Genomic DNA, 24,630 nt, shown 5'->3' on the forward strand with positions numbered 1-24,630 from the left:
CATGTTTGATATCGGCTTCGGCGAACTGCTGATCATTGCCATCGTCGCTTTGGTGGTGCTCGGACCCGAGCGCCTGCCCAAGGCGGCGCGGTTCACCGGTCTGTGGGTGCGGCGCGCGCGCGCGCAATGGCATTCGGTGCGCGATGAACTGGAGCGCGAACTGGCCGCCGACGAATTGAAGCGCAGCCTGCGCGATACCGAAGACGCGATGCGTGACACCGAGCGACGCATCCGCGAGAGCGCGGCGGAGACGGCGCGCGAGTTCGACGATCTGCGCCAGTCGGTGAAGAACACGGGCGCCGGTGCTGCAGCGGGTGCTGTTGCGGCGGGCGCTGCCACGGATGCCACGGATGCCGACGCCGCGCCCGCGACGCCGACCCCGTCCGTCGAACCGGATGATTCCATGCAGGACCGCGAGTCATCGCTGGCCTCCGCCTCGGATCCGGACCTGATGGCCGGCATGGCGGGCGACGACGACGCCGAACAGATCGCCGACGCTTCCGATCCATCGACCCGCCCAGACGAAACCCATGAACCACGAAACGTCTGACGCCCAGGCCGAAAGCAGCCTGATGGAACATCTGCTGGAGCTGCGCTCGCGCTTGATGCGCGCGCTGTTCGGCCTGGCCATCGTGCTGGTGGCGCTGCTGCCATTCGCCAAGCAGCTGTACGCGCACATGGCCATCCCGCTGATCAAGAACCTGCCCGCCTCGCAGGTCACCCAGCTGATCGCCAGCGAGCCGACTTCCGGCTTCTTTGCGCCGATCAAGCTGGCGTTCTTCGCGGCCTTGTTCCTGACCGCACCGTGGCTGCTGTTCCAGGCCTGGGGCTTCGTGGCGCCTGGCCTGTACAAGCACGAAAAGCGGCTGGCGATGCCGCTGCTGGTCTCGGCCATCGGCCTGTTCTACCTGGGCTGCGCTTTTGCCTATTTCCTGGTGCTGCCGGCCGTGTTCCATGGCCTGATGATGTTCACCCCGGACATCATCACCATCGCGCCGGACCCGGCGAAGTACCTGGACTTCGTGCTGGTGATCTTCATTGCCTTCGGCGTCAGCTTCGAACTGCCGGTCGCGCTGGTGATCCTGGCGTTGCTGGGCTGGGTCACCCCGCAGCAACTGCGCGAAGGTCGTGGCTACGCCATCGTCGGCATCTTCGTGGTCGCCGCGATCGTCACCCCACCGGACGTGGTGTCGCAGCTGATGCTGGCAGTGCCCATGTGCCTGCTCTACGAAGCCGGCATCCTGGCCGCTTCCTGGGTGGCGCCCAAGCGCGAAGAACCCAAGGACGCCTGAGCGCGGTCGTCCGGGCCGGCGACGCCTTCTTCATCGGTTAGCGCGGACACTGCCGCGATGACACGACCTGCCGGTTCCCTCCCGCTCTTCGGCCTGGCCATCGCTTTGCTGAGCGGCTGCCAGGACAACGCGCCTGCAGCGCCGCCGGTTGCCACCCATGCGCCACCCGCCACTGCGTCTCCGGCAGCGACCGCCGACACGCAGCGGCGAGCGTTCAAGCCGGTATTTGCCGACACCGATGCTGGCGTGGCGCTGTTGCCGGTAGAGGGATTCGACCTGCGCAACGATTTCAGTCGCAGCTATTTCGCCGGTGACCAATGGAAGAGTTCCGCCGGGCCGGACAGTGTCGGTCGCCCCTTGGCCGCTCTGGTTCTGCGGGGCTCGGACTCGCTCACCGCCGCCGAGCTGCGGCTGGGCAGCAGCAACAACGCCGGTGCGCTGGCCGAGTGCACCCAGGTCGCCAACAGCGCCGAGACCTCGCGCACGGAGGAAGTCCGCATCGATGGCCAAGTCTTCCATCATTTCCATGCCTCGGATGCGGCGATGAGCCATTACCTGGACGTGGATGCCTACCGCGCGGTGCGCCATGGCCACTGCATCGCCATCGACTTGCTGGTCATGGGCACCCGCCCCGAGGTCTACGATCCGCCGCGCCAGCCGCCCTTCGACCAGGCCACGGCCAAGGCCCGTCTGCAGCAGGCCCTTGCCGCGGTGAGAATCACCCGCTGACACTACCGGCAGTGGTTGACCTGCCAGACCGGCCCCACTATCTTGTGGCTGTCGGTTCTTCCGGTTGCCGCCGGAAGATGAAAAGGGAAGCCGGTCAGACACCGGCACTGCCCCGCAGCGGTAGGTGGAAACGAACCCGTCATTTGGCACTGGGGCACATGCCCTGGGAAGCGACGGGCTAGGAAGAAGCGAGAGCTTCCGCGTCCACGAGTCCGAAGACCTGCCGACAGCCGCGCGTTGCACATCGCGCGGTGCCGGCCGCGGAATCTCCGGGGGGAGATGGCTGGCGACGCAGACGCGTGGCCCTGGGCCCCGCGACCGTTCTCGGTCCCTGCGACGCCGCTGAACCACCGTGATCTTCCATCGGCCTGTGCTGCCTTCGAGGGACGGGCCGCCGCGTGCATCACGCAACGAGGAAGAACCGTGACCCAGACCCCGCCCGTGCTCGACGCCGTCGCCGAGCCCATCGCCAAAGATCCCGCCACCGCCGCTGACGCAGGTTTCCTGCTCACGTCGCCGCCCACCGCCACCGCCATGAGCGTGACCAAGCGCAATGGCGCGCGCGAGCCGGTGGACTTGAACAAGATCGTGCGCGCCATCCAGCGCAGCTGCGAGGGCCTGCACGCGATCGACCCGATGCGCGTGGCAACCCGCACCATCTCCGGCCTGTACGACGGCGCCAGCACGCGCGAGCTGGACGAATTGTCCATCCGCACCTCCGCCCTGCTGACCGCCGAAGAGCCCGAGTACAGCCGCCTGGCCGCACGCCTGCTCGCGGCCTACATCACCAAGGAAGTGACCAACCAGGAAATCCACGCGTTCTCGCAGTCGATCAGCCGCGGCCACGAGGTCGGCCTGATCAACGAGCGCCTGCTTCACTTCGTGCAGACCAACGCGCGCAAGCTCAATGACGCACTGGACGCCAGTCTGGATCTGCAGTTCGACTACTTCGGCCTGCGCACCCTGTACGACCGCTACCTGCTGCGCCATCCGCACACCCGCAAGGTGATCGAGACGCCGCAGCAGTTCTTCCTGCGCATCGCCTGCGCCTTGAGCGAGGACGTGCCCGAAGCGCTGGCGCTGTATCGGCGCATGGGCAACCTGGATTACCTGCCCAGCTCGCCCACGCTGTTCAACAGCGGCACCACCCACGAGCAGCTGTCGTCGTGCTTCCTGCTGGACTCGCCACAGGATTCGCTGGAGTCGATCTACCAGAAGTACGGCGACATCGCCCAGCTGTCCAAGTTCAGTGGCGGCATCGGCGTGAGCTACACCCGCGTGCGTTCGCGCGGCTCGCTGATCAAATCGACCAACGGTCATTCCAATGGCATCGTGCCCTGGCTGAAGACGCTGGATTCCTCGGTGGCTGCGGTCAACCAGGGCGGCAAGCGCAAGGGCGCGGCCTGCGTGTATCTGGAGCCCTGGCACGCCGACGTGGAAGAGTTCCTGGAACTGCGTGACAACACCGGCGACGAAGCGCGCCGCACGCACAACCTCAACCTGGCCAACTGGATCCCGGACCTGTTCATGCGTCGCGTCGAGTCCGATGGCGACTGGTCGATGTTCGATCCGCGCGTGGTGCCGGAGTTCACCGATCTGTTCGGCGAGGCGTTCGAGCGCGCCTACGAGCAGGCCGAGGCGCAGGGCAAGGCAGTGCGCAAGGTCAAGGCGCGTGATCTGTATGCGCGGATGATGCGTACCCTCGCCCAGACCGGCAATGGCTGGATGACCTTCAAGGACAAGTGCAACCGCGCCAGCAACCAGACCCTGCGCGCCGGCAACGTCATCCATCTGTCCAACCTGTGCACCGAGATCCTGGAAGTGACCTCGGCCGAAGAGACCGCAGTGTGCAACCTGGGTTCGATCAACCTGGGCCGTCACTTCGATGCCGACGGCTGGTTCGATTTCGACAAGCTGGCCGAGACCGTGCGGCTGGCCGTGCGCCAGCTGGATCGCGTGATCGATCTGAACTTCTATCCGATCGAATCGGCGCGCCGCGGCAACCTGCGCTGGCGTCCGGTCGGCCTGGGCGTGATGGGTCTGCAGGATGTGTTCTTCCGCCTGCGCCTGCCATTCGACAGCGCCGAAGCACGCGCGCTGTCCAACAAGATCGCCGAGACCGTGTACTTCCACGCGCTGGAAACGTCGGTGGAGTTGGCGCAGGAACGTGGCAAGCATCCGTCGTTTGCGGACACCCGCGCGGCCGAAGGCGAACTGCAGTTCGACGCCTGGGGCGTGGTGCCGGAGAACGCCGAGCGCTGGGATGGCCTGCGCCAGCGCATCCGCCAGCACGGTCTGCGCAACTCGCTGCTGATCGCCATTGCGCCTACCGCGACGATCGCCTCGATTGCCGGCTGCTACGAATGCGTCGAGCCGCAGGTCAGCAACCTGTTCAAGCGCGAGACGCTGTCCGGCGATTTCCTGCAGGTCAACCGCTACCTGGTCGAAGAGTTGAAGAAGCTCGGCCTGTGGACGCCGGAAATGCGCGACACCATCAAGCTGGCCGAAGGTTCGATCCAGGGCGTGGCGCAGATTCCCGAGGCGTTGCAGCTGATCTACCGCACCGCCTGGGAAGTGCCGATGCGTTCGCTGATCGACATGGCCGCCGGCCGCGGCGCCTTCATCGATCAGTCGGCCTCGCTCAACCTGTTCATGGAAAGCCCCAACATCGGCGCGATGTCGTCCATGTACATGTATGCGTGGAAGCAGGGCATCAAGACCACCTACTACCTGCGCTCACGTCCGGCCACGCGGATTGCCAAGACCACGGTGGGTGCGGCAGCGGCCGTGACACCGAAGCCGGAGTACACGCCCAGCGAGGCGATCGCCTGCTCGTTGGAAAATCCCGAGGCCTGCGAGGCCTGCCAGTAAGCCAATGCCCTTGCCGAGCCCCGCGATCGGCCCCCTCTCCCGCTTGCGGGAGAGGGCTGGGGTGAGGGCAAGAGCGAAGTCCGGACAAGTCCGCGCAAAGAGCGCCCCCATCCCAACCTTCCCCCGCAAGCGGGGGAAGGGGCAAGAGCCACTTCCCTGCAAGCGGGGATCAGCCCAACTCGGAACCACCATGTCTACCCACAACCGCCAGCTGCTGCTCGACCCGGGCTTTGAACTGACCCTGCGACCGATGCGCTATCCGCAGTTCTACGAGATGTACCGCAACGCCATCAAGAACACCTGGACGGTCGAAGAGGTGGACTTTGCGCTGGACGTCAACGATCTCAAGCACAAGTTCGGCCCGGCCGAGCGGCATCTGATCGAGCGTCTGATCGCGTTCTTCGCCACCGGCGATTCGATCGTCTCCAACAACCTGGTGCTCAATCTCTACCAGCACATCAACGCGCCGGAAGCGCGCATGTACCTGTCGCGGCAGTTGTACGAAGAAGCCCTGCACGTGCAGTTCTACCTGACCCTGCTTGATACCTACCTGCCCGACCCCAACGAGCGCGCCAAGGCCTTTGCCGCGGTCGACAACATCCCGTCGATCAAGCAGAAGGCCGAGTTCTGCTTCAAGTGGATGGACTCGGTGCAGGACATGCGTCGCATCGAAACGCGCGAGCAGCGCAAGCAGTTCATCCTCAACATGGTCTGCTTTGCCGGCTGCATCGAAGGCCTGTTCTTCTTCGGCGCGTTCGCCTACGTGTACTACCTGCGCTCGCGCGGCTTGCTGCATGGCCTGGCCAGCGGCACCAATTGGGTGTTCCGCGACGAGAGCTGCCACATGGCCTTCGCGTTCGAGGTCATCCGCACCGCACGCGAGGAAGAGCCTGACTTGATCGATGACGCCTTCAAGGCGCAGGTGGTGCAGATGCTGCGCGAGGCGGTGGAGTGCGAGGTCGCCTTTGCCCAAGACACCCTGTCCGGCGGCGTGGCCGGGTTGTCGTTGAAGGACATGCGCCAGTACCTGGAGTACTGCGCCGACCAGCGACTGGTGCAGCTGGGCTTCGAGAAGGAGTTCGGCTCGACCAATCCCTTCCCCTTCATGGACCTGCAGGACGTGCAGGAACTGACCAACTTCTTCGAGCGGCGCGTCTCGGCGTATCAGGTGGGCGTGGAAGGCGAAGTCGGCTTCGACCACGCCTTCTGAGCACGGCGCCTACAAACCGAGGAACGGAAACGGCGGCGCGTCGACGAACTTCGCCGCCGTGTTGCCGGCAAACACATTGCGCTGGTCGGCGCCCAGATCCAGCTTCTTCGGCGAGGCGCCGGGACTGAAGTCCACGTCGTTCAAATCGACCCAGAAGGTGTTGGGCGTCAGCGCCGATTCGAAGAAGTACAACCGGCGCTTGTGATCGGCCACCGTACGCCAGCGCGTCGAGGAAATGTTCGGCTCGCCGGGCGTGGTGATGCCGAACGGCACCGAGGCATTGCGGATCACGCTGAAGACACTGGCCAGCGCCACCACCGGATCTTCGGACTTGGGGATGGCGTTGATGTAGAACGAGGCGCGGGCGAAGCGATCCGCGGATCGGTTGGTGCCCGGCAACATGGTGGTGCCGCCGATCTGCTTCCAGTAGGCGTTGAGCGCCAGCTGCTGATCGAAGATCGGCGAATTGGTCATCACCTGGTACTGGCGGCCGTGATGGATCACCTGCTTGCCGCCGATGTATTCGACGATGGCACTGTCGCCCGTGGCATCGGACAGGGAAAGATGCAGGGTGGCCAGTCTCGATTCGCCCGGCACCGCATCGGTCACCACGATGAAAGGCTCACTGGCCAGAGCCTTCACCGCTTCGTCCACCGTGGCGAAGTTGTCGAGCATGTACTGCGCCCAGATGGCGATGCTCATGGCCGGCTTGCGGGCGTCGTGCTTGGGATACTCGGATTCCACCAGCCAGAGCAGGTTGGCCGACAGGCCTTTCTCGTTCATTCCGTCGGTAGTCGACACCTCATAGCCGGTGGCAATGACGCTGCCGTAGCGCGAGGTCCATGCCACGGAATTCGGCCCGGCCTCACCGCTGCGTTTCATCCCGCGCGGGAAGATCCACAGGTTGGTGGCCACATCCACCTTCCAGTCCATCGAGCGGGCGGTGATGACATCGCCGTTGTCACCCAGATAGACCACGCGGGTGCAGGCGTCGGCCAGCGATGACGAGACCATCAGTCCGGCCAGCAGGATTCCAGCGAGGTGGCGCGACTTCATGGCGTGCTCCTTTCTTCTGCAAGAGGAATGGCCGGGCGTACACGGTGACCTGCGGAAACTAACGGCGAGGGTGCGACCGGCGCGTTACTCGCAGCGCACGGCGGTGACCCGGTTGTCCTTGTCCAGATAGACGCGCAGGCGATCCGGGCGACTGTCTCGCTTGACCACGGTGGTTGGGGCGATGGGGTTCATCAGGCCGGCGCCGCTCTCTTTCCACAGGCGCGCGAGGTTGGCTTCATCTCCGGGCTGGCCGATCGCCCAACCCAGTTGGCTGTCATCGCATTGCGCGGTCTTGCGCGTGTCCTGGCTGGCGCATGCGGCCAGTCCCAACAGGCTGCCGAACCACAAGGCCTGGACGAGGGTCTTTCCGGAAAGCTCCCGCATGGACTGCGTCTCCCTGGAACGATGGCCCGCACCATAGCGCGATTTGATGACACTGTCGCTCGGCACCGGGGCGACTGGCGTGAGCACTCGCGAGCGGCTAGTGTCGACACCGGGGAACGGCACCGCAATGCCGACACATTCGATATCTGCCAGGGGAATCGCTCGATGCATCATCTCGCGGTGTTGGCCGCTGCCTGTCTTGCCTGTTTGCTGTCGGCGCCGGCGGTGCGCGCGCAGACGCCCGTGGCCACGCAGGAAGGCTATGCCTACTGCAGTGTCACCGACACCGGCTCGGCACAGGCCAGGATCTGGGCCTCGCCCTCCTTTGCATTCCGCTACCGCAGCGATGATCCCGGCGGCTTCCAGCGCTTGAACGCCATCGCGGGCGACTTCCTGGCGCAGGTCAACGCGCTCGGCGGCGCAGGCACCAAGACCTGCGAGTACGCGGCATCACGCGCCGATGCCGACGCCGCACGCGCACAGCATCGCGCGATCTGGGACAAGCGTGTCTACTTCGTCAAAATCGGCGATTGGCGCGAAGTGCCATGGACGCCGGCGCCCTGGGATCCTGCGCGGGAGGCAGCAGTACCCGCGCAACTGACCCGCTACTTCACCTGCAGCGCGGTGCAGACCGATGTGCCGGGACGCGTCGCCCGCAGTCGCGCTCTTGGCAGTCAGGTGTTCAGCGTCGATGTTCCCGGCAACGAACCGGCCAGCATGTATACACGGGCGCTGGCCTACGCGGTGGAGTTCAAGGCGGTAGCGCTGGCGCATGGAGTGGCGGACGTAAACCCCAACTGCATTCCCTTCGATACGCGTGCCGAGGCCGACAAGTCGCTGCGCGATCAACGCCGGCTGCTGGATGGCTTCAATCAGGACTATCAGGAAATTGCCTGGACGCCTTCGCTCACAACGCCGGCGGCTTCCGGTGACGGTGCGTCGGTCAGCAGCGGCATGGCTTCGACTGCGCCATTGGCATCAAATGTTCCGATGACATCCAAGGCCGCAGCAACGGCGACTTCGAAGCCGCATTCCGAATCGCCGTCGCCATCGGAATCGCCACCGGAACCGCCGTCGCCATCAGCGTCAGCATCTGCGACCGCGCCTGTCGCAGCGTCTGTCCAGCCGGCCGCCACCGGCCACGACGCCGCGCTGTATTGCGCGGCCTTCGTCTCACGCACCAAGCCCACCGCCACCAGCTGGCGCGCGCCGGCGCAGGCGCAATCCGATGCCAGCACCGAGCCGACCCGATTGGCGGCGACGCTCGCGCGCTACCTGCAATCCGTGCAGCAGGCCAATCCCGGCAAATGGTTCGAGCTCAAGCCCGCCACCTGCTATCCCAACAACGCGGTGTTTGCCGGCGAGACGTTCTGCTTCACCGCCGAGTACAAGCACTTTGGCGGCATGCAATCGGCCGGCATGTTCTGCAACGCCTCGCGCGAGCAAATCGACAAGCGCGTGCTGGACATGGCCAAGGCCGACGGCGGTCATGCGCAGGTCGTCGCCTGGCCACAGTAAGCGGCCACTGACTCAGGCAAAGCCGCCATTGGCGCGCAGGATCTGCGCGTTGATCCAGCCGCCATCCGGACCGGCGAGAAAGCTGGCCACGGCGGCAATCTCTTCCGGCGTGCCCAGGCGCTCCAGCGGCGGCATCTTGGCAATGCGCTGGATCTGTTCCTCGGTCTTGCCGTGGAAGAACAGATCCGTGCCCACCGGACCCGGCGCGATCGCGTTGACGGTGATGCCACGTCCGCGCAACTCGTTGGCCAGCACACGCACCAGTCCTTCCACACCGGCCTTGGAGGCGATGTAGGGGCCGTAGCTGGGAAACGCAGCGGCAATCACGCTGGTGGAGAACGCGATGATGCGCCCGCCTTCGCCCAGCTGTGCGGCTGCCTCGCCGAGCACGAGGAAGCTGCCGCGCAGGTTGGTGCGGATGACCTGATCGAAGGCGTCGATTTGATCCACCGCGATCGGCGCGTAAGGCATCACGCCCGCGCTGTTGATGACCACATCGATGCGGCCAAAGTGTTCGCGGGCCTGCGCGAACAGGCGCCGCACGTCGTCGGGCTCGGCCACATCCGCCTGCACCGCTATCGCGGCACGTCCTGCTGCGTGCAGCTCAGCCACCAGCGCTTCGGCGCGTTCCTGGTTGCCGGCGTAGTTGATGACCACGGCAAAGCCGTCGGCGGACAGGCGGCGGGCGATGGCGGCGCCGATGCCGCGCGAGGCGCCGGTAATCAGGGCCACGCGCGGCGTGTCCTGCTGGGCTGAGCGGTCGGGAAAGGCGGTGACGGTCGACATGGGGGGCTCCGGTAGTGGACTGGAACCCAGTGTCGGCCGCAGCGGCATCGAGAAAAAGCCGCCGCACTTGCCAAGACTGTTCAAGCAGGGACAACAATAGGGGCATGGACCGCCTCGAAACCCTGCGTTTGTTTGGCCGCGTTGTCGAGTTGGGCAGCTTTACCCGCGCGGCAGCCGAGCGGGATCTGCCGCGCGCCACGGCCACCCATGCCATCCAGCAACTCGAAGCCCGGCTGGGCACGCGCCTGCTCGAGCGCACCACCCGCCACGTGCGCCCCACCGTCGATGGCCAGGCCTACTACCAGCGCTGCATGGCGGTGCTGGCCGAACTGGACGATGCCGAGGCTGCGCTCGATCCCGGCACACGCCCGCGCGGCAGCCTGCGCCTGGATCTGCATGGCAGCCATGCCACCCGGGTGATCCTGCCGCATATCGGCGACTTCCATCGCCGCTATCCGGACATCGAGCTGGTGATCAGCAGCGGCGACCGGCTGGTGGATCTGGTCCGCGAAGGCATCGATTGCGTGGTGCGTGCCGGCCAGTTGCGCGACTCCAGCCTGGTCGCGCGGCGCCTGACCGTGCTGCCGGAAGTGATCTGCGCCAGCCCCGACTACCTGCGCGAACACGGCGTACCCGTGCATCCGGATGAGCTGACACAGCATCACGCGGTGGGCTTTTTCGCCAGCCAGGACGATCGCGCCTATCCGTTCGAACTGATCATCGATGGCCAGCTTCGCAGCTACCAGCCCGGCGGCTGGATGCGGGTCAACGATGCCGAGTGCTATGTGGCCTGCGCGTTGCAGGGCTGCGGCCTGGTGCAGTTGCCGCGCTTCCGGGTGGAGGAACAGCTGCGCAGCGGCGTGCTGGTGGAGGTGTTGGGCGGCTGGTCGGCGCCGGGCCTGCCGGTGTCGGTGCTGTATCCGCAGCATCGGCAGTTGTCGCCACGGGTACGGGTGTTCGTCGACTGGGTGGTGGAGATCTACGCGGCCCGCTTCGGCCCGCTCACGCCCGCCAACCTCTAGACTGGGCGTGCCCTCCCCTACCGCTGCGGCCATGCGCCACGAACATATCCTCACCCTGTCCTGCCCGGATCGCACCGGCATCGTCTATCGCGTGACCGGGCTGCTGTTCGAATCGGACTGCAACATCGTCGATGCGCAGCAGTTTGGCGATGAGGAGACCGGGCGCTTCTTCTTGCGCGTGCATTTCGATATGCCGGACCGCGCCGCGCTCTCGGCCTTGCAGCAGCGCTTTGCCGAACTGGGCCAGGCTTATGCCATGGACTGGCAGATCCACGATGCGCGTCAGCGCGCGCGTCTGCTGGTGCTGGTCAGCAAACAGGGCCATTGCCTCAACGATCTGCTGTTTCGCGCGCACAGCCGCCAGCTGCCCGTGGACATCGCCGCGGTGGCGTCCAACCACACCGACTTCGCCGCGCTTGCTGCTTCCTATGGTGTGCCGTTCCATCACCTGCCGGTCGACCACGACAACCGGCCTGCACAGGAGGCCGCGCTGCTGGATCTGATTGAGCGCGAGCGCATCGATCTGGTGGTGCTGGCGCGCTACATGCAGATTCTTTCCAGCGATCTGTGTTCTGCCCTGGCCGGGCGCGCCATCAACATCCACCACAGCTTCCTGCCCAGCTTCAAGGGCGCCCAGCCTTATCACCAGGCGCACCAGCGCGGGGTCAAGATCATCGGCGCCACGGCCCACTACGTCACGCCGGATCTGGACGAAGGCCCGATCATCGAACAGGACATCGCGCGGGTGGATCACGCCATGACGCCGCGCGATCTGGTGCGGGTCGGCAGCGACATCGAATCGCTGGTGCTGGCGCGCGCAGTGCGCCGCCACGTCGAGCATCGCATCCTGTTGAACGGCCATCGCACGGTGGTGTTCCGCTGACGGCAGTCGCGTTGCCTACAGCCCCAGCCAGATCCGCAGTGGATGCGCGGGGTCGGCGAGCAGGCGGATCGCCAATGCAATCGACACGGTCACCAGCAGCGGTTTGATGATCCGCGCGCCCTGCTTCATCGCAAAGCGCGAGCCCAGGTGGGCGCCGATGAACTGACCGGCGCCCATCACCAGGCCGACCTTCCACAACACCGATCCGGTGAGCAGAAACACCGCGAACGCGCCGACGTTGGAACCGAAGTTGAGGAACTTGGTGTGCGCCGTGGCCTTGAGCAGTCCGTAACCGGCCAACGCCACGAAACCCAGCATCAGGAACGAGCCGGTGCCCGGCCCGAACATGCCATCGTAGAAGCCAATCACCGGCACGAAGCCGAACGCGAACGCGTGCTCGCTCATGCGCCGGTGCCGATCGACCGAACCCAGGTTCGGCTTCAGGCCAAAGTAGATGGCGATGGCAATCAGCAGGAACGGCAGCACCAGCTTCAACCAGTCGGCCGGGATCAGCGTGGCCAGCAGCGCGCCCAACACCGCTCCCGCCGCCGCGCACAAGGCCATGGGTCCTTGCTGTTTCAGATCGACATGGCCGTGGCGCGCGTAGCTCCAGCTGGCCGAGCCCGAGCCGAACAGCGATTGCAGTTTGTTGGTGCCCAGCGCCTGCAATGGCGGGATGCCGGCCAACAGCATGGCCGGGATGGTGACCATGCCGCCGCCGCCGGCAATGGCGTCGATGAAACCGGCAAGCAGGCCCGCCAGGAACAGCCAACACAGGATCTGCAGGGTTGCTTCGAACATCGGGGCACCAGCATCGGGACACCAGGAAGGAGAGCTGTCCCTGGATGCCGCGGCTTCGCTGGAACAGAGAGAATTCTAAGATATCGCCGCGATGATTCCGCGCGCGGCCGTCTCGCCCGTTCCAGCTGATAGCATCCGGCTGTCTTCTTACCGGGGTAGGCAATGCGCGCATCACTGGCTTTGGCAGTGTCCCTGTCGTTGGCGTCGTGGCTGGCCACGCCCGCCATGGCGGCGCAATCCGACGCGCAGCGTCCGGAGGTCGATGTCGCGGCGCAACGCCTGCACGACAAGCTGGTGGGCTGGCGTCGCGACTTCCACGCCCATCCGGAACTGTCCAACCGCGAGGAGCGCACCGCCGCCAAGGTTGCCGAACACCTGCGCGCGCTGGGCTTGAAGCCGAAAACCGGCGTGGCCCATCACGGCGTGACCGCGGTGATCAAAGGCGGCAAGCCCGGCCCGCGCATTGCCCTTCGCGCCGACATGGATGCCTTGCCCGTCACCGAACAAACCGGGCTGCCGTTTGCTTCCAAGGCGACGTCCACCTATCGCGGCGAGGCGGTCGGCGTGATGCATGCCTGCGGCCACGATGCGCATACCGGCATCCTGATGGCGGTGGCCGAAGCGTTGGTGGCGATGCGCGAGAATCTGCCCGGCGAGGTGCTGTTGATTTTCCAGCCGGCCGAGGAAGGTCCGCCCGCCGGTGAGGAAGGTGGCGCCGGCATGATGCTCAAGCAGGGCCTGTTTGCCGACTTCAAGCCCGACGCGGTGTTCGGCCTGCATGTCTTCTCGACGATACCGGTGGGCCAGATCGGCGTGCGCCAGGGTCCGCTGATGGCCGCCTCGGATCGCTTCAGCATCCGCATGCTGGGCCGGCAGACGCACGGCTCGCGGCCCTGGAGTGGCATCGATCCGATCGTGGCCATGGCCGATTTGATCGGCAGCGCGCAGACCATCGTCAGCCGTCGCACCGATATCTCGAAACTACCGGCCGTGGTGACCTTTGGCGCCATCAAGGGCGGCATCCGCTACAACATCATTCCTGACGACGTCGAAGTGCTGGGCACCATCCGCACGTTTGATGAAGGTGTGCGGCAGAAGATCTTCGCCGACCTGGAGAATGTCTCCACCCACGTCGCCGCGGCGCATGGCGCGCGTGCGGAGGTGAACATCGAAAGCCACGATGGCAATCCGCCGACCATCAACGATCCCGCGCTGACCGCACGGATGCTGCCCAGCCTGCAGGCTACGGTGGGCGCGGACAATGTCATCGAGCCCTCGTTGCAGATGGGCTCGGAGGACTTTTCGCTGTACGGGCAGCAGGTGCCGGCGATGTTCTTCTTCGTGGGTTCGACGTCGGCGGGCATCGATCCGGTCACCGCGCCCAGCAACCATTCGCCCAAATTCCTGCTCGATGAGCAGGCGCTGGATGTGGGCTTCCGCGCGTTGATGCAGGTCTCGCTGGACTACTTGAACGCCGGCCACTAAGTCATCGGCCGGGCGGGTCGCTGCACCGCGCCTGCGTGGACGCGGGCAGCGCCGTCCGGGTCAGCGCACTTCCACGTCCAGGCGGACTTCGTCGGCAGGCGCCACCTCGCGTTCCCAGGGTCGGCGATACACCAGGTGCAGCGTGGTCCGGCCGGGCTTTGCGCCGACAAAACGGAAGCGCGCCGTCTGCGAAGCCCCGACCATCGGCGGGTCGCTGCTGGCGACCGCCGCGGCTTCCGGCGGCGTCTGCCGAGCCAGGATGGGCGCGCCATCGGCCTCGATTTCCCAGCTGTAGCCGGTACTCGGGTTGCCGGGCAACGCCAGGTCGATCGCCTCGCCTACCGCAAGCAGGCGCATCGACGAGGGTGCGTCGCGCTGGCTTGCGCTGGCCGCCGTCGGCACCGGCGTCTCCGCAGGACGGACCTGTGCCGCTGGCTGTGCGGCACAGGCCACCAGCGCGGTCACCAGGCAGGTGGCCAGGACGAGGAAGCGGGTATTCATGCTTGTCATGACATTGGTCAGGAGCGCGGTGGTGAGCGGATTAAACTACCAAGATGAGTACTCCTGAAGAATCCCTGCTGGGTCGCGACGTCACCTACCCCGACCATTACGACCCCAGCCTGTTGTTCCCGATTCCACGCCAGGCCGCGCGCGATTCGCTGGGTTTGAGCGGGGACGCGCTGCCGTTCATCGGTCACGACCGCTGGCATGGCTACGAGTTGAGCTGGCTGGATGCGCGTGGCAAGCCGCGCGTGGCCACCGCCACGTTCACCGTGCCTTGCACCTCGTCCAACCTGATTGAATCCAAGTCGTTCAAGCTCTTCCTCAATTCGCTCAACAACGCGCGCTTCAACAGCGATGCAGCGGTGCTGGATTGCCTGCGCACGGATTTGTCCGCGCGCGCCGGCGCCGACATCGAGGTGACGTTCGGGCTGCCGCCGATGGCCGAATACCCGGAAGGCGATTCGCTGGACGATCTGGACGTGGAGATTGATCACTACGGTCCGCCGCGCGCCGACGGCCTGCTGGTCGATCCCAGCGAGCGGGTGCAGGAAGTGCTGCGTTCGGCGCTGCTGAAATCCAACTGCCCGGTCACCGGGCAACCGGATTGGGCCACGGTGATCATCCGTTATGCCGGTCCACGCATCGACCGCAACGAACTGCTGCGTTACCTGATCAGCTTCCGCAACCACGCCGAGTTCCACGAGCACTGCGTCGAGCGCATCTACAGTGATCTGATGGCGCACTGCCAGCCCGAGTGGGTGTCGGTGGAGGCGCGTTACACCCGCCGCGGTGGCCTGGACATCAATCCCTGGCGTGCCTCGCCGGGCGTCGCCGCACCGGTGGCGCTGCGTGAGAACCGCCAGTAGTCACCCAGGTGAAGCGCTTCCCGCGTTTTCACGCCGGCGGCATGGTTTCTTAACAGACGCCATGCAAGGCTAGCCCGTCCTCCCCGATCCGGCACGGAAGGTTGGCTGTCCATGAGCAACGAGAAGAAGGCGGATTTTTCAGACGTCAGTGCGAAAGTCGATTCGACCGAGCAGATAGTCCCGAAGGCGGACTTCTCCGACGTCTCGGCCAAGGTCGACAGTACCGAGCAGATTGTCGGCGAGCAGAGCTACACCATCGGCAAGGGCGACACCCTGTCCAAGATTGCCAAGGATCACTACGGCAACGCCAATGCGTGGAAGCAGATTTTCGAGGCCAATCGCGATGTCATCGACGATCCCGATCGCGTGTTTCCGGGCCAGGTGATCCGCTTGCCGCCCAAGGACAGCCTGGCCTAGCCGCTGCCGCGGTTGCGCCGTCCGATTCCCGCTCGCTTCCTCCCAAGGATTGAACCCATGAAGACGAACCGCATTTCGTACGCCCTGATGATTGCGCTGGCCGGCACCGTGGCGCTGGCCGCGTGCAAGAAGAAAGAAGAGCCCGTGGCCGCTCCCGTGGTGACCGAACCGGCGCCGGCGCCGACTCCGCCGCCGCCTGAACCCGCACCGGCACCCGCCGTGAGCACGACCAGCGTCACCGTGGGTACCTCCGCCGCCGCGGATCGCTCGGTGATGGCTGCTTCCGCGTTCACGCCCAAGGACAAGATCGTGGTGTCGGTGAAGACCGATGCGGCGGTGCCTGCCAATGCCACCATCGATGCCAAGCTGACCTATCAGGATGGCCAGGTGGCCGGGCAGAAGACCGCCACCGTGGTGGCCTCCGATGCCGGCACGACCAACATCGAATTCACCAAGGCCACGCCGTGGCCGGCCGGCAAGTACAAGGTCGATGTGACCGTCAACGGCCAGGCCGCCGGCATGTCGCAGGAAATCGAAATCAAGTAACTCCCCCCTCTCTCCCACCCAGGTGGGCAAGCTCGGGCGTGGTGCGAAAGCATCACGCCCTTTTTTTTTCGGCTACGCCTCAAAAACCCAAAGTTTGCTTTGCAAACTTCGGGCCCCGCTATGTGCTTCCACACCCCCATTCGCGCTGCGCGCGAATCGCCCCCTGACTCAGGGGGGCTGGTTTGGGCATTGGTCGGCTTTGCCGTGAGCCCAGGAAATCGCGACAATGGGGGTCCGCTTCATCCTTTGCTGTTCAATACCGGCGCGTATCCCCCGATGTGCGTCTTCAACCGGGAGCAGTTCCATGGCAGAACCTGTCCTCACCCCGCCTGCCGGCGGTGAGAAGATCACCATCTCCGGCGGCAAGCTCACTGTGCCGAACCATCCGATCATCCCCTTCATCGAAGGCGATGGCACTGGTCCGGATATCTGGCGCGCCAGCGTGCGCGTGCTCGATGCCGCGGTCGAAAAGGCCTACGGCGGTGAGCGCAAGATCCACTGGCTGGAAGTGTTTGCCGGCGAGAAATCCAACAACCAGTTCGGCACCTGGCTGCCCGATTCCACCGTGCAGGCTTGCCGCGACTATCTGGTCTCGATCAAGGGTCCGCTGACTACGCCGGTCGGCGGTGGCATCCGCTCGCTCAACGTGGCCCTGCGGCAAATGCTGGATCTGTACGTCTGTCTGCGTCCGGTGCGCTGGTTCGAAGGCGTGCCTTCGCCGGTGAAGAAGCCGGGCGATGTGGACATGGTGATCTTCCGCGAGAACACCGAGGACATCTACGCCGGCATCGAATGGGCCGGCGGCACCGCCGAGTCGCAGAAGGTGCTGGACTTCCTGGCCAAGGAATTCCCGCAGGCGTTCAACAAGATCCGCTTCGGCACCCAGGAAAAGGTCAACGAATGGGAAGCCGCGCTGGAAGGCGTGGGCGAAGCCAAGCGTGGCCTGGACGTGGAAGTGGGCCTGGGCATCAAGCCGGTCAGCCGCCTGGGCACCGAGCGCCTGGTCCGCAGCGCCATCCAGTACGCCATCGACAATGGCCGCAAGTCGGTCACGCTGGTGCACAAGGGCAACATCATGAAGTTCACCGAAGGTGGCTTCCGTGACTGGGGCTACCAGGTCGCGCGCGATTACTTCGGCGCGGTCGAACTGGACGGCGGTCCCTGGCATGTCATTCCGGAAGGCAAGCCGGGTGCGGGCATCGTGATCAAGGACGCCATCGCCGATGCGTTCCTGCAGCAGATCCTGCTGCGTCCGCGCGAGTACGACGTGTCCGCCACGCTCAACCTCAACGGTGACTACCTGTCCGACGCGCTGGCTGCGCAGGTCGGCGGCATCGGCATCGCGCCGGGCGCCAACATCAACTACGTGACCGGCCATGCCGTGTTCGAAGCCACCCACGGCACCGCGCCCAAGTACGCCGACCTGGACAAGGTCAACCCGGGTTCGGTGATCCTGTCCGGCGAAATGATGCTGCGCTACATGGGCTGGACCGAAGCGGCCAATGCGATCATCGAAGGCGTCAACAAGGCGATCGCCAGCAAGCGCGTGACCTATGATTTCGCCCGCCTGATGGACGGCGCCACCGAAGTGAAGTGCAGCGAATTCGCCGACGAGATCATCAAGCATCTCTGAGGCCGGATCGCGGCACATCGACGCAAGGAAAACGCCCGGCATCGCCGGGCGCAAGGAAAACGCCCGGCATCGCCGGGCGTTTTCTTTTCCGCATCCGGGGGGAGGAACGGTCAGCGGAACAGCGACAGCGCGGTCGCCTGGCGCAGGCGCCGTGCCTGCAGCACCTGCAGGGCGCGTCGATGCAGGTCGGTGCGGTGCGCGCACCGCGCGCCGTGGACGGCATGGTGCTGGCCGGACAAGGCGTCCGGATGGGTCACGTGGCCGTCGAGGAACAGCATTCCCTGGCTGATGCTGCCCAGTTGCCGCCACCACGAGGATTTCGTCTCGGTACGCATGGGTCTCTCCTTGCCGCCGGGGGCTCCGGCTTGAACGAGTGCCAAGTTAGTCCCATGCTGGACACCGAAAAAGCGAAAGCTGGGCAAGCCAGACTTGAGCCTGGTTCAACGTGGGGGCCTGCCAGCCACGCCTGCCGCGACCGGGACTTCGAATCTGCCTGACCACGCCAACCTGGAGCACGGATGAGCCGCCTTCCCCTGGACCAGATCGACGCCTTTGTCACCGCCGCGCGGATGAAGAACCTCACGCGCGCGGCCGAAGCCATGCACCTGACCGTCAGTGCGCTCAGTCATCGCATGCGCCTGCTCGAAGATCGCCTGGGCCATCGCCTGCTGCTGCGCGGACCGCGCGGCGTCGAACTGACCCCGGAGGGCCAGCGCCTGTTCGACGCGGTGGCCACGCCGTTGGATGCCATCGGTCATGCGCTCACGCGTTTGTCCTCGCGCAGCGACCGGGTGATCACGCTCAGCCTGATTCCTTCCATGGCCACGGCCTGGCTGGTGCCTCGCCTGTCGGCCTTCCTGGTGGCCAATCCCGAGCTGGGCCTGAACCTGCAATCCAGCACGCATGTGGTGGACTTTGATCGCGAGTCGGTGGACATGGCGTTGCGTCTGGGCGGTGGCCAGTGGCCGGGGGTGACGTCCGAGCTGCTTTTCCACGAATGGATCGCGCCGGTGGCCAGTCCGGAGTTCATCAAGCGCCACGGCAAGCCCAAGGGCGATTCGGCCTCGCTGGCCAAGCTGCCGCTGCTCGGCGACCCGTCGGATCGCTGGAAGGAATGGTTTGGCCAACACGGAGGCGAAGCGCCGCGGCGCTACGTGGCGCATTTCGATGATACCGAGACGCTGCACCAGGCCGCGGCGCAAGGCATGGGCGTGGCGCTGGCGCGCGCCACCCTGGCCGAGCCGCTGATTCGCGCCGGTCGGCTGGTGCCGCTCACTCGCAAGCGCCTGCAGGTCGACTTTGCCCACTACCTGGTCTATCCCGAGCGCAGCCTGGGTCATCCGGAGTTCCAGACCGTGCGCCGCTGGCTGCTGGAACAGGCGGGCCGCGCGCCATGATCCGCGCCGGCATCCTGGCCGCGCTGATCCGCGACGCCTTCGCCGACTACCACGCGCGCTTCGCCGAGGTCACCCAGCGTGCCCGCCTGCGCTTTGAAACCCAGGACTGGGCTGGCGCGCGCGCCGATGCGGTCGAGCGCATCGAGCTGTACGACCAGTGCATCGCCGAGTGCGCCCTGCGCCTGCAGGCCGCACTGCTCAACCAGGCCCATGATCGCGCACTGTGGTCAGCGGTGCGCGACCATTACGAGCAGTTGCTGGGTGAACTGATCGATCGCGAGCTGTACAAGACGTTCTACAACACGCTGACGCGGCGCTTCTTCAAGACGCGTGGCGTCGACCCGGCCATTGAATTCGTCGCGCTGGACATCGAGCCCACCGACGCAATCACCCATCCGGTCGCCCGCCACAGCTATGCGGTATCGGAACTGCGACCCACCGATACCTATATGCGGGTGCTGGGTGACTACCGCTTCGATGTGCCCTATGCGCACCGGACCCGCTGCGCCGCATCGATCGCCGTGCGCCTGCAGGATGACCTGGCGCATTGGGGCGATAACCCGGTACGCGGCATCGAGCTGCTGGACACCGTGTTCTACCGCGAACGCCGCGCCTATCTGGTGGGACGCGTGTTCGGTGAGCATCGCTTCTCGCCGTGCGTGATTGCGCTGGTCAACGATCAGGGCCAGTTGAAGGTGGAAGCGGTGCTGACCCGTCGCGCCGATGTGGCGCATCTGTTCGGCACGTCGCGCAGCTACTTCCATGCCGATCTGGCCACGGTCGGCGATGCCGTGGTGTTCCTGCGCTCGTTGCTGCCGGGCAAGCCGATCGACGAGATCTACACGGTGCTGGGCCGCGCCAAGCAGGGCAAGACCGAGCGCTTCCGCACCTTCTTCCATCATTTCAATGCGCAGGCCGGCGAGCAGCTGGTGCAGGCCGAGGGCACGCCGGGCATGGTGATGGCGGTGTTCACCCTGCCCAGCTATCCGCTGGTGTTCAAGGTGATCCGGGATCGCTTCGCCTATCCCAAGGAGATGAGCCGGCAGGACGTGGAGGCCAAGTACGACCTGGTGTTCCATCTGGATCGCGTCGGCCGTCTGCTCGATACCCAGGCCTACCGCTCGCTGCGCTTTCCACGTCGGCGCTTCTCGCCCGCGCTGCTGGAAGAGCTGCTGGCCAGCTGCCCCGGCAGCCTGACCGAGGACGGCGACGATCTGATCCTGCACCTGTGCTACGTGCAACGGCGCATGCGCCCCTTGAACCTGTACCTGCGCGAGCAAACCGCCGAAGCCGCGCGCGCGGCGGCGATCGACTACGGCCAGGCGATCAAGGACATGGCGCGCAACAACATTTTCCCCGGCGACATGCTGCTGAAGAATTTCGGCGTATCGCGCCACGGCCGCGCGGTGTTCTACGACTACGACGAGCTGTGCCTGGTGACCGACTGCCATTTCCGCGACTGGCCCAAGGCGGCCAGCTACGAAGAGGAGATTGCCAGCGGGCCATGGTTTTACGTGGGGCCCAAGGATGTATTCCCCGAACGCTTCCCGCAGTTCCTCGGCCTGCCCGAGCCGTTGGCCAAGGCGCTGCGGGCAACGCACAGCGAATTGTTCAATGCGGGCTGGTGGCGCGACCTGCAGGCGCGGCTGGTCGCGGGCGACTATCCGGACACGCCGCCTTATGCGCAGGCATTGAAGCTGGCGTGAGTGATCTGCCTCAACGCTTCCGCTCGCGCGGCAGCGCTATGCTAGCCGCGTCATGAGCACCTATCGCCTGTCTTCGATCTTCAGGCCCACCTCGGTCGCGGTGGTCGGCAGCCAGTCGCGTCCGCGCTCGGTGGGGCGCGCGGTGATCAACAATCTGCTCGACGGCGGCTTCGCCGGTCCGGTGGCGCTGGTGAACCTGCATGTGCAGCCCATGCCTGGCGTCATCACGGTCAAGCGCCTGCGCGATCTGCCGTGGAAGCCGGATCTGGTGGTGATTGCCACGCCGCCGGCCACCGTGCCCGCGGTGGCGCGCGAAGCTGCCGAACGTGGCGCCGGCGCAGTGGCCGTACTGACGGTGGCGATGGGCGAAGGCCCGGATTCACCGGCTGCGCAACTGGAAGCGGTGGCGCGTGAGAAGGGCCTGCGCGTGCTGGGCCCCAATTGCCTGGGCGTGATCGCCCCGCATGTGCGCTTGAATGCCAGCCTGGCCAGCCGTTTCCCCAAGGCCGGCGATCTGGCGCTGATATCCCAATCCGGCGCCATCTCCGGTGGCCTGGTGGAATGGAGCGTGGGACGTTCGGTCGGCTTTTCCGCGGTGGTGTCGCTGGGCGATGCGCTGGACGTCGACTTTGCCGACTTGCTGGATTACTTCGCCACCGACCACCGCACCCGCGCCATCCTGCTGTATGTCGAAGCGATCCGCGATGCGCGCAAGTTCATGTCGGCCGCGCGTGCCGCCGCGCGCACCAAGCCGGTGGTGGTGGTGAAGTCCGGGCGTGCGCTGGCGCTGGATTCCGCCGCCGACGCCACCCATGCGCAACATCTGGCCGACTCACGCGCGATCTATGACGCGGCATTCCGGCGCGCCGGCCTGTTGCAGGTACGTTCGCTGGACGAACTGTTCTCGGCCGCTGAAACGCTGGGACGACTGCGCGCGTTTCCGGGACGGCGATTGGCGATCCTGACCAACGGTGGCGGCGTCGGCGCCTTGTCGGTTGACCGGCTGCGCGATCTGGGCGGCACGGTGGCCGAGCTGTCCGACAGCACGCGCGATCGACTCGATGCGATGTTGCCGGCCGGCTGGTCGCGGACCAATCCGGTGGACCTGGTCACCGACATCGATGCCGAGCGTTACGCCGGCACGATTGAAGCGCTGCTGGATGACCCGGCCAACGATGCGCTGCTGGCGGTCAACGTGCCCACGGTGTTGTCGTCGGCGGTGGAAACCGCCGACGCCATGACCCAGGTGCTGCGCAAGCGTGCGCAGTCGCCGCGGCACAAACCGGTGTTCGCGGTGTGGCTGGGCCATGATCCCGCCGCCGCCGAGGTGCTGGATCAGGCGCGGATTCCCAACTATCCGACCGAGTCCGATGCGGTCAACGGCTTCATGCATCTGGTGCGCTACCGCGAGGCGCAAGCCGCGTTGATGGAGACGCCGCCTAGCCTGCCGGAAGATTTCAATGTCGATGCGGCGGCAGCACGCGCCCTCGTCGACAACGCGTTGCGGCAAGGCCAGCGCTGGCTGGATCCCCTGGATACGGCGCGCTTGCTGGGTGCGTACGGCATTCCGATGGCGCCGGTGCAGCATGCGCGCGATGCCGAACAGGCCGTGCAGTTGGCCGCGCCGCTGCTGGCCGGCGGGCAGACGGTGGTGTTGAAGATCCTGTCGCCGGATATCCCGCACAAGTCCGAAGTCGACGGCGTTCGCCTGAACCTGGGCAGCGAGGCCGCCGTGCGCGAAGCAGCACAGGGCATCCTGCAGCGCGCGCGCGCGGCGCGACCGCAGGCGCGCATCAGCGGCCTGGTGGTGCAGTCGACGGTCGTACGGCCGAAGGCGCGCGAGTTGATTGCCGGCATTGCCGATGACGCGGTGTTTGGCCCGGTGCTGGTGTTCGGGCGCGGCGGCACCGCAGTGGATGTGATCAACGACGGTGCGCTGGCGCTGCCGCCGCTGGATCTGCGCCTGGCGCATGAGCTGATCGCGCGCACGCGCGTGTCACGCGTGCTCAAGGCTTATAGCGACGTGCCGGCCGCCGACGAAGGCGCCATCGCGCTGGTGCTGATGAAGCTGGCGCAGCTGGCCGCCGACCTGCCGGAAGTGCGGCAGCTGGACATCAATCCGCTGCTGGCCGACGCGTCGGGCGTGATCGCGGTGGACGCGCGCATCGCCGTGGCGCGCGGACGGCAGTTGCACAAGGGCCGTGGCCATCCGCGCTTTGCGATCTTCCCGTATCCCAAGGAATGGGAACGCACGCTGGATCTGGCCGATGGCAGCCACGCCTTCGTGCGCCCGGTACGACCGGAAGACGATGCGATGTTCCGCGAGTTCTTCACCCATGTGACCGATGAGGATCTGCGCCTGCGCTTCTTCCAGTCGGTGCGTCATTTCAGCCACGAGTTCATCGCCCGCCTCACCCAGATCGACTACGCCCGCTCGATGGCGCTGGTGGCGCTGCATCCCGAGCACGGCCACATGCTCGGGGCGGTGCGGCTGCACGCCGACGCCAATTACGATCGTGGCGAGTACGGCATCCTGGTGCGCTCGGATCTGAAAGGCCACGGCATCGGCTGGCGGCTGATGCGCATCATGATCGAGTACGCGCGCTGGCTGGGCCTGAAGACCGTGGAAGGCCAGGTGCTGCGTGACAACCGCACGATGCTGGCGATGTGCGAACACCTGGGCTTCAGCATCCGCCCGGATCCCGATGACCCGACCTTGATGGATGTGACGCTGCCGGTCGATCACGCTGACGCGACCGGGGCATCGCCCTAAGGCGTGCTGGCAGGGGTAGCGCTGGCATCAACGGTCGCCGGCGCGATCGCATCGGCGCTTGCCGGTCCGGCCGTGGCGGCGGGTGCCGAAGCCGGCTCACCCACCGCCGGTGCGGCTGCCGCGGCGGCGCCTGGCGAGAACTGCGTGCGCGCGCGTGCCAATGCATCGGGCTGCAGCTGCGACACCTTGCAACTGCGATCCAGGAACAGATCGGTGACGTGTTGCTGGCGCGCCTGGCGATGGTAGATCGCCATGTTGGCGGCGGTGCTTTCCTGCAGCGCCTTCATGTGTTTCTGCATGTCCTTGCTCGTATCCGGCATGCCGCCCATGCCGGGACGCAGCGCCGATGCCGCCAGTCCGCCCACGCCCGGCACCATGCTCAATACGCTGCTGGCAAGACTCTTGGCGCGCGCGCCCTGCGCTGCCTTGCGCTGCGAGTTCATGATGTCGTCGGTCATCTTCTGGCTGATGACCATCGGATCTTCCGGCTGTGGCAGCGCGGCGATTTCCTTCTGCAGCTGTTCGGATTCGGCGAACAATTGTTCGCAGCTGGCATCGCCATCGCTCATCTTGGCGACGCTGGGCATGCTGCCCATGCCCATGCCGAAGTCGTCGCCATAACCGGCGGCCTGTGCGAACACGGGCAAGGGAAGGATCAGCAGCAGGCTCGCCGCCAGCTGCGTGGTGCGGTGCATCGACATGGGGAAGTTTCTCCGGTTCCTGAAGGACAACGCGCGCGGCTGCCAAGGCA

23 protein-coding genes and 1 riboswitch are annotated in these 24,630 nt (G+C 65.9%); of the genes, 16 read left to right on the forward strand and 7 right to left on the reverse strand.

What is annotated here, in order from left to right:
• Position 1 precedes the first annotated feature (1 nt).
• The 5 genes from tatB to B5X78_RS08950 all read left to right on the forward strand — a co-directional run bounded on the left by tatB (position 2) and on the right by B5X78_RS08950 (position 6,102).
• Complete coding sequence (gene tatB, locus B5X78_RS08930; protein WP_079724052.1) at positions 2-550, forward strand: Sec-independent protein translocase protein TatB; 549 nt, start codon at positions 2-4, stop codon at positions 548-550.
• A complete protein-coding gene (gene tatC, locus B5X78_RS08935; RefSeq protein WP_079724053.1) occupies positions 531-1,292 on the forward strand; it encodes a twin-arginine translocase subunit TatC in 762 nt (253 codons plus the stop codon). The genes tatB and tatC overlap by 20 nt, the downstream gene beginning before the upstream one ends.
• A 57-nt stretch (positions 1,293-1,349) precedes the next feature.
• A complete protein-coding gene (locus B5X78_RS08940; RefSeq protein WP_079724054.1) occupies positions 1,350-2,021 on the forward strand; it encodes a hypothetical protein in 672 nt (223 codons plus the stop codon).
• Between the two features lie 35 nt (positions 2,022-2,056).
• Positions 2,057-2,263, forward strand: a riboswitch (cobalamin riboswitch).
• Between the two features lie 292 nt (positions 2,264-2,555).
• The gene (locus tag B5X78_RS08945) at positions 2,556-4,892 is read left to right on the forward strand and encodes a ribonucleoside-diphosphate reductase subunit alpha (protein ID WP_176140839.1); all 2,337 of its coding nucleotides are present in this window, start codon (positions 2,556-2,558) and stop codon (positions 4,890-4,892) included.
• A 190-nt stretch (positions 4,893-5,082) separates the two neighbouring features.
• The gene (locus tag B5X78_RS08950) at positions 5,083-6,102 is read left to right on the forward strand and encodes a ribonucleotide-diphosphate reductase subunit beta (RefSeq protein WP_079724055.1); all 1,020 of its coding nucleotides are present in this window, start codon (positions 5,083-5,085) and stop codon (positions 6,100-6,102) included.
• A 9-nt stretch (positions 6,103-6,111) separates the two neighbouring features.
• Here the strand turns inward: B5X78_RS08950 and B5X78_RS08955 are convergent, their stop codons facing one another.
• Both B5X78_RS08955 and B5X78_RS08960 read right to left on the reverse strand, forming a co-directional pair.
• Positions 6,112-7,158, reverse strand: a complete 1,047-nt coding sequence (locus B5X78_RS08955) for a linear amide C-N hydrolase (protein WP_079724056.1) — start codon at positions 7,156-7,158, stop codon at positions 6,112-6,114.
• An 84-nt stretch (positions 7,159-7,242) separates the two neighbouring features.
• A complete protein-coding gene (locus B5X78_RS08960; protein WP_079724057.1) occupies positions 7,243-7,542 on the reverse strand; it encodes an I78 family peptidase inhibitor in 300 nt (99 codons plus the stop codon).
• A 165-nt stretch (positions 7,543-7,707) separates the two neighbouring features.
• Between B5X78_RS08960 and B5X78_RS08965 the strand changes: the two genes are divergently transcribed.
• Complete coding sequence (locus tag B5X78_RS08965) at positions 7,708-9,060, forward strand: hypothetical protein (protein ID WP_139381476.1); 1,353 nt, start codon at positions 7,708-7,710, stop codon at positions 9,058-9,060.
• A 12-nt stretch (positions 9,061-9,072) separates the two neighbouring features.
• On the opposite strand, the gene B5X78_RS08970 is transcribed toward B5X78_RS08965, so the two are convergent.
• Positions 9,073-9,846 (reverse strand): SDR family oxidoreductase, encoded by a 774-nt coding sequence (locus B5X78_RS08970; protein ID WP_079724059.1) that lies wholly within the window; start codon positions 9,844-9,846, stop codon positions 9,073-9,075.
• Between the two features lie 104 nt (positions 9,847-9,950).
• On the opposite strand from B5X78_RS08970, the gene B5X78_RS08975 reads away from it, so the two are divergent.
• A complete protein-coding gene (locus B5X78_RS08975) occupies positions 9,951-10,868 on the forward strand; it encodes a LysR family transcriptional regulator (protein WP_079724060.1) in 918 nt (305 codons plus the stop codon).
• A 31-nt stretch (positions 10,869-10,899) separates the two neighbouring features.
• Positions 10,900-11,751, forward strand: a complete 852-nt coding sequence (gene purU, locus B5X78_RS08980; RefSeq protein WP_079724061.1) for a formyltetrahydrofolate deformylase — start codon at positions 10,900-10,902, stop codon at positions 11,749-11,751.
• A 15-nt stretch (positions 11,752-11,766) separates the two neighbouring features.
• Here purU and B5X78_RS08985 read toward each other — a convergent pair whose 3' ends face one another.
• Positions 11,767-12,552, reverse strand: a complete 786-nt coding sequence (locus B5X78_RS08985) for a TSUP family transporter (RefSeq protein ID WP_079724062.1) — start codon at positions 12,550-12,552, stop codon at positions 11,767-11,769.
• 162 nt (positions 12,553-12,714) lie between these two features.
• Here B5X78_RS08985 and B5X78_RS08990 point away from each other — a divergent pair, with 162 nt between their 5' ends.
• Positions 12,715-14,037 carry an amidohydrolase gene (locus B5X78_RS08990; RefSeq protein WP_079724063.1) on the forward strand — a complete coding sequence of 441 codons (1,323 nt, stop codon included), beginning with the start codon at positions 12,715-12,717 and terminating at the stop codon, positions 14,035-14,037.
• 60 nt (positions 14,038-14,097) lie between these two features.
• On the opposite strand, the gene B5X78_RS08995 is transcribed toward B5X78_RS08990, so the two are convergent.
• Positions 14,098-14,538: a protease inhibitor I42 family protein gene (locus tag B5X78_RS08995; RefSeq protein ID WP_176140811.1), complete on the reverse strand. Its 441-nt coding sequence runs from the start codon at positions 14,536-14,538 to the stop codon at positions 14,098-14,100.
• Between the two features lie 53 nt (positions 14,539-14,591).
• Between B5X78_RS08995 and queF the strand changes: the two genes are divergently transcribed.
• The 4 genes from queF to icd all read left to right on the forward strand — a co-directional run bounded on the left by queF (position 14,592) and on the right by icd (position 18,003).
• The gene (gene queF, locus B5X78_RS09000) at positions 14,592-15,407 is read left to right on the forward strand and encodes an NADPH-dependent 7-cyano-7-deazaguanine reductase QueF (RefSeq protein ID WP_079724065.1); all 816 of its coding nucleotides are present in this window, start codon (positions 14,592-14,594) and stop codon (positions 15,405-15,407) included.
• Positions 15,408-15,518: 111 nt separating this feature from the next.
• Positions 15,519-15,824: a LysM peptidoglycan-binding domain-containing protein gene (locus tag B5X78_RS09005; protein ID WP_079724066.1), complete on the forward strand. Its 306-nt coding sequence runs from the start codon at positions 15,519-15,521 to the stop codon at positions 15,822-15,824.
• A 57-nt stretch (positions 15,825-15,881) separates the two neighbouring features.
• The gene (locus tag B5X78_RS09010; RefSeq protein ID WP_079724067.1) at positions 15,882-16,370 is read left to right on the forward strand and encodes a hypothetical protein; all 489 of its coding nucleotides are present in this window, start codon (positions 15,882-15,884) and stop codon (positions 16,368-16,370) included.
• Between the two features lie 304 nt (positions 16,371-16,674).
• Positions 16,675-18,003: an isocitrate dehydrogenase (NADP(+)) gene (gene icd / locus B5X78_RS09015; protein ID WP_079724068.1), complete on the forward strand. Its 1,329-nt coding sequence runs from the start codon at positions 16,675-16,677 to the stop codon at positions 18,001-18,003.
• Between the two features lie 110 nt (positions 18,004-18,113).
• On the opposite strand, the gene B5X78_RS09020 is transcribed toward icd, so the two are convergent.
• On the reverse strand, positions 18,114-18,338 hold the full coding sequence (locus B5X78_RS09020) for a hypothetical protein (protein ID WP_079724069.1): 225 nt from the start codon (positions 18,336-18,338) through the stop codon (positions 18,114-18,116).
• Between the two features lie 183 nt (positions 18,339-18,521).
• Here B5X78_RS09020 and B5X78_RS09025 point away from each other — a divergent pair, with 183 nt between their 5' ends.
• Genes B5X78_RS09025 through B5X78_RS09035 form a run of 3 tightly spaced genes read left to right on the forward strand, consistent with a single transcriptional unit; the run spans position 18,522 to position 23,879 of the window.
• A complete protein-coding gene (locus B5X78_RS09025; protein ID WP_079724070.1) occupies positions 18,522-19,400 on the forward strand; it encodes a LysR substrate-binding domain-containing protein in 879 nt (292 codons plus the stop codon).
• The gene (gene aceK, locus B5X78_RS09030) at positions 19,397-21,106 is read left to right on the forward strand and encodes a bifunctional isocitrate dehydrogenase kinase/phosphatase (RefSeq protein ID WP_079724071.1); all 1,710 of its coding nucleotides are present in this window, start codon (positions 19,397-19,399) and stop codon (positions 21,104-21,106) included. The genes B5X78_RS09025 and aceK overlap by 4 nt, the downstream gene beginning before the upstream one ends.
• Before the next feature lie 52 nt (positions 21,107-21,158).
• On the forward strand, positions 21,159-23,879 hold the full coding sequence (locus tag B5X78_RS09035) for a bifunctional acetate--CoA ligase family protein/GNAT family N-acetyltransferase (protein WP_079724072.1): 2,721 nt from the start codon (positions 21,159-21,161) through the stop codon (positions 23,877-23,879).
• Here the strand turns inward: B5X78_RS09035 and B5X78_RS09040 are convergent.
• Positions 23,876-24,580 carry a hypothetical protein gene (locus tag B5X78_RS09040; RefSeq protein WP_079724073.1) on the reverse strand — a complete coding sequence of 235 codons (705 nt, stop codon included), beginning with the start codon at positions 24,578-24,580 and terminating at the stop codon, positions 23,876-23,878. The two genes, B5X78_RS09035 and B5X78_RS09040, sit on opposite strands and share 4 nt — an antisense overlap.
• Positions 24,581-24,630: the final 50 nt, after the last annotated feature.

The organism is Pseudoxanthomonas indica, from assembly GCF_900167565.1.
Lineage (GTDB): Bacteria > Pseudomonadota > Gammaproteobacteria > Xanthomonadales > Xanthomonadaceae > Pseudoxanthomonas_A > Pseudoxanthomonas_A indica.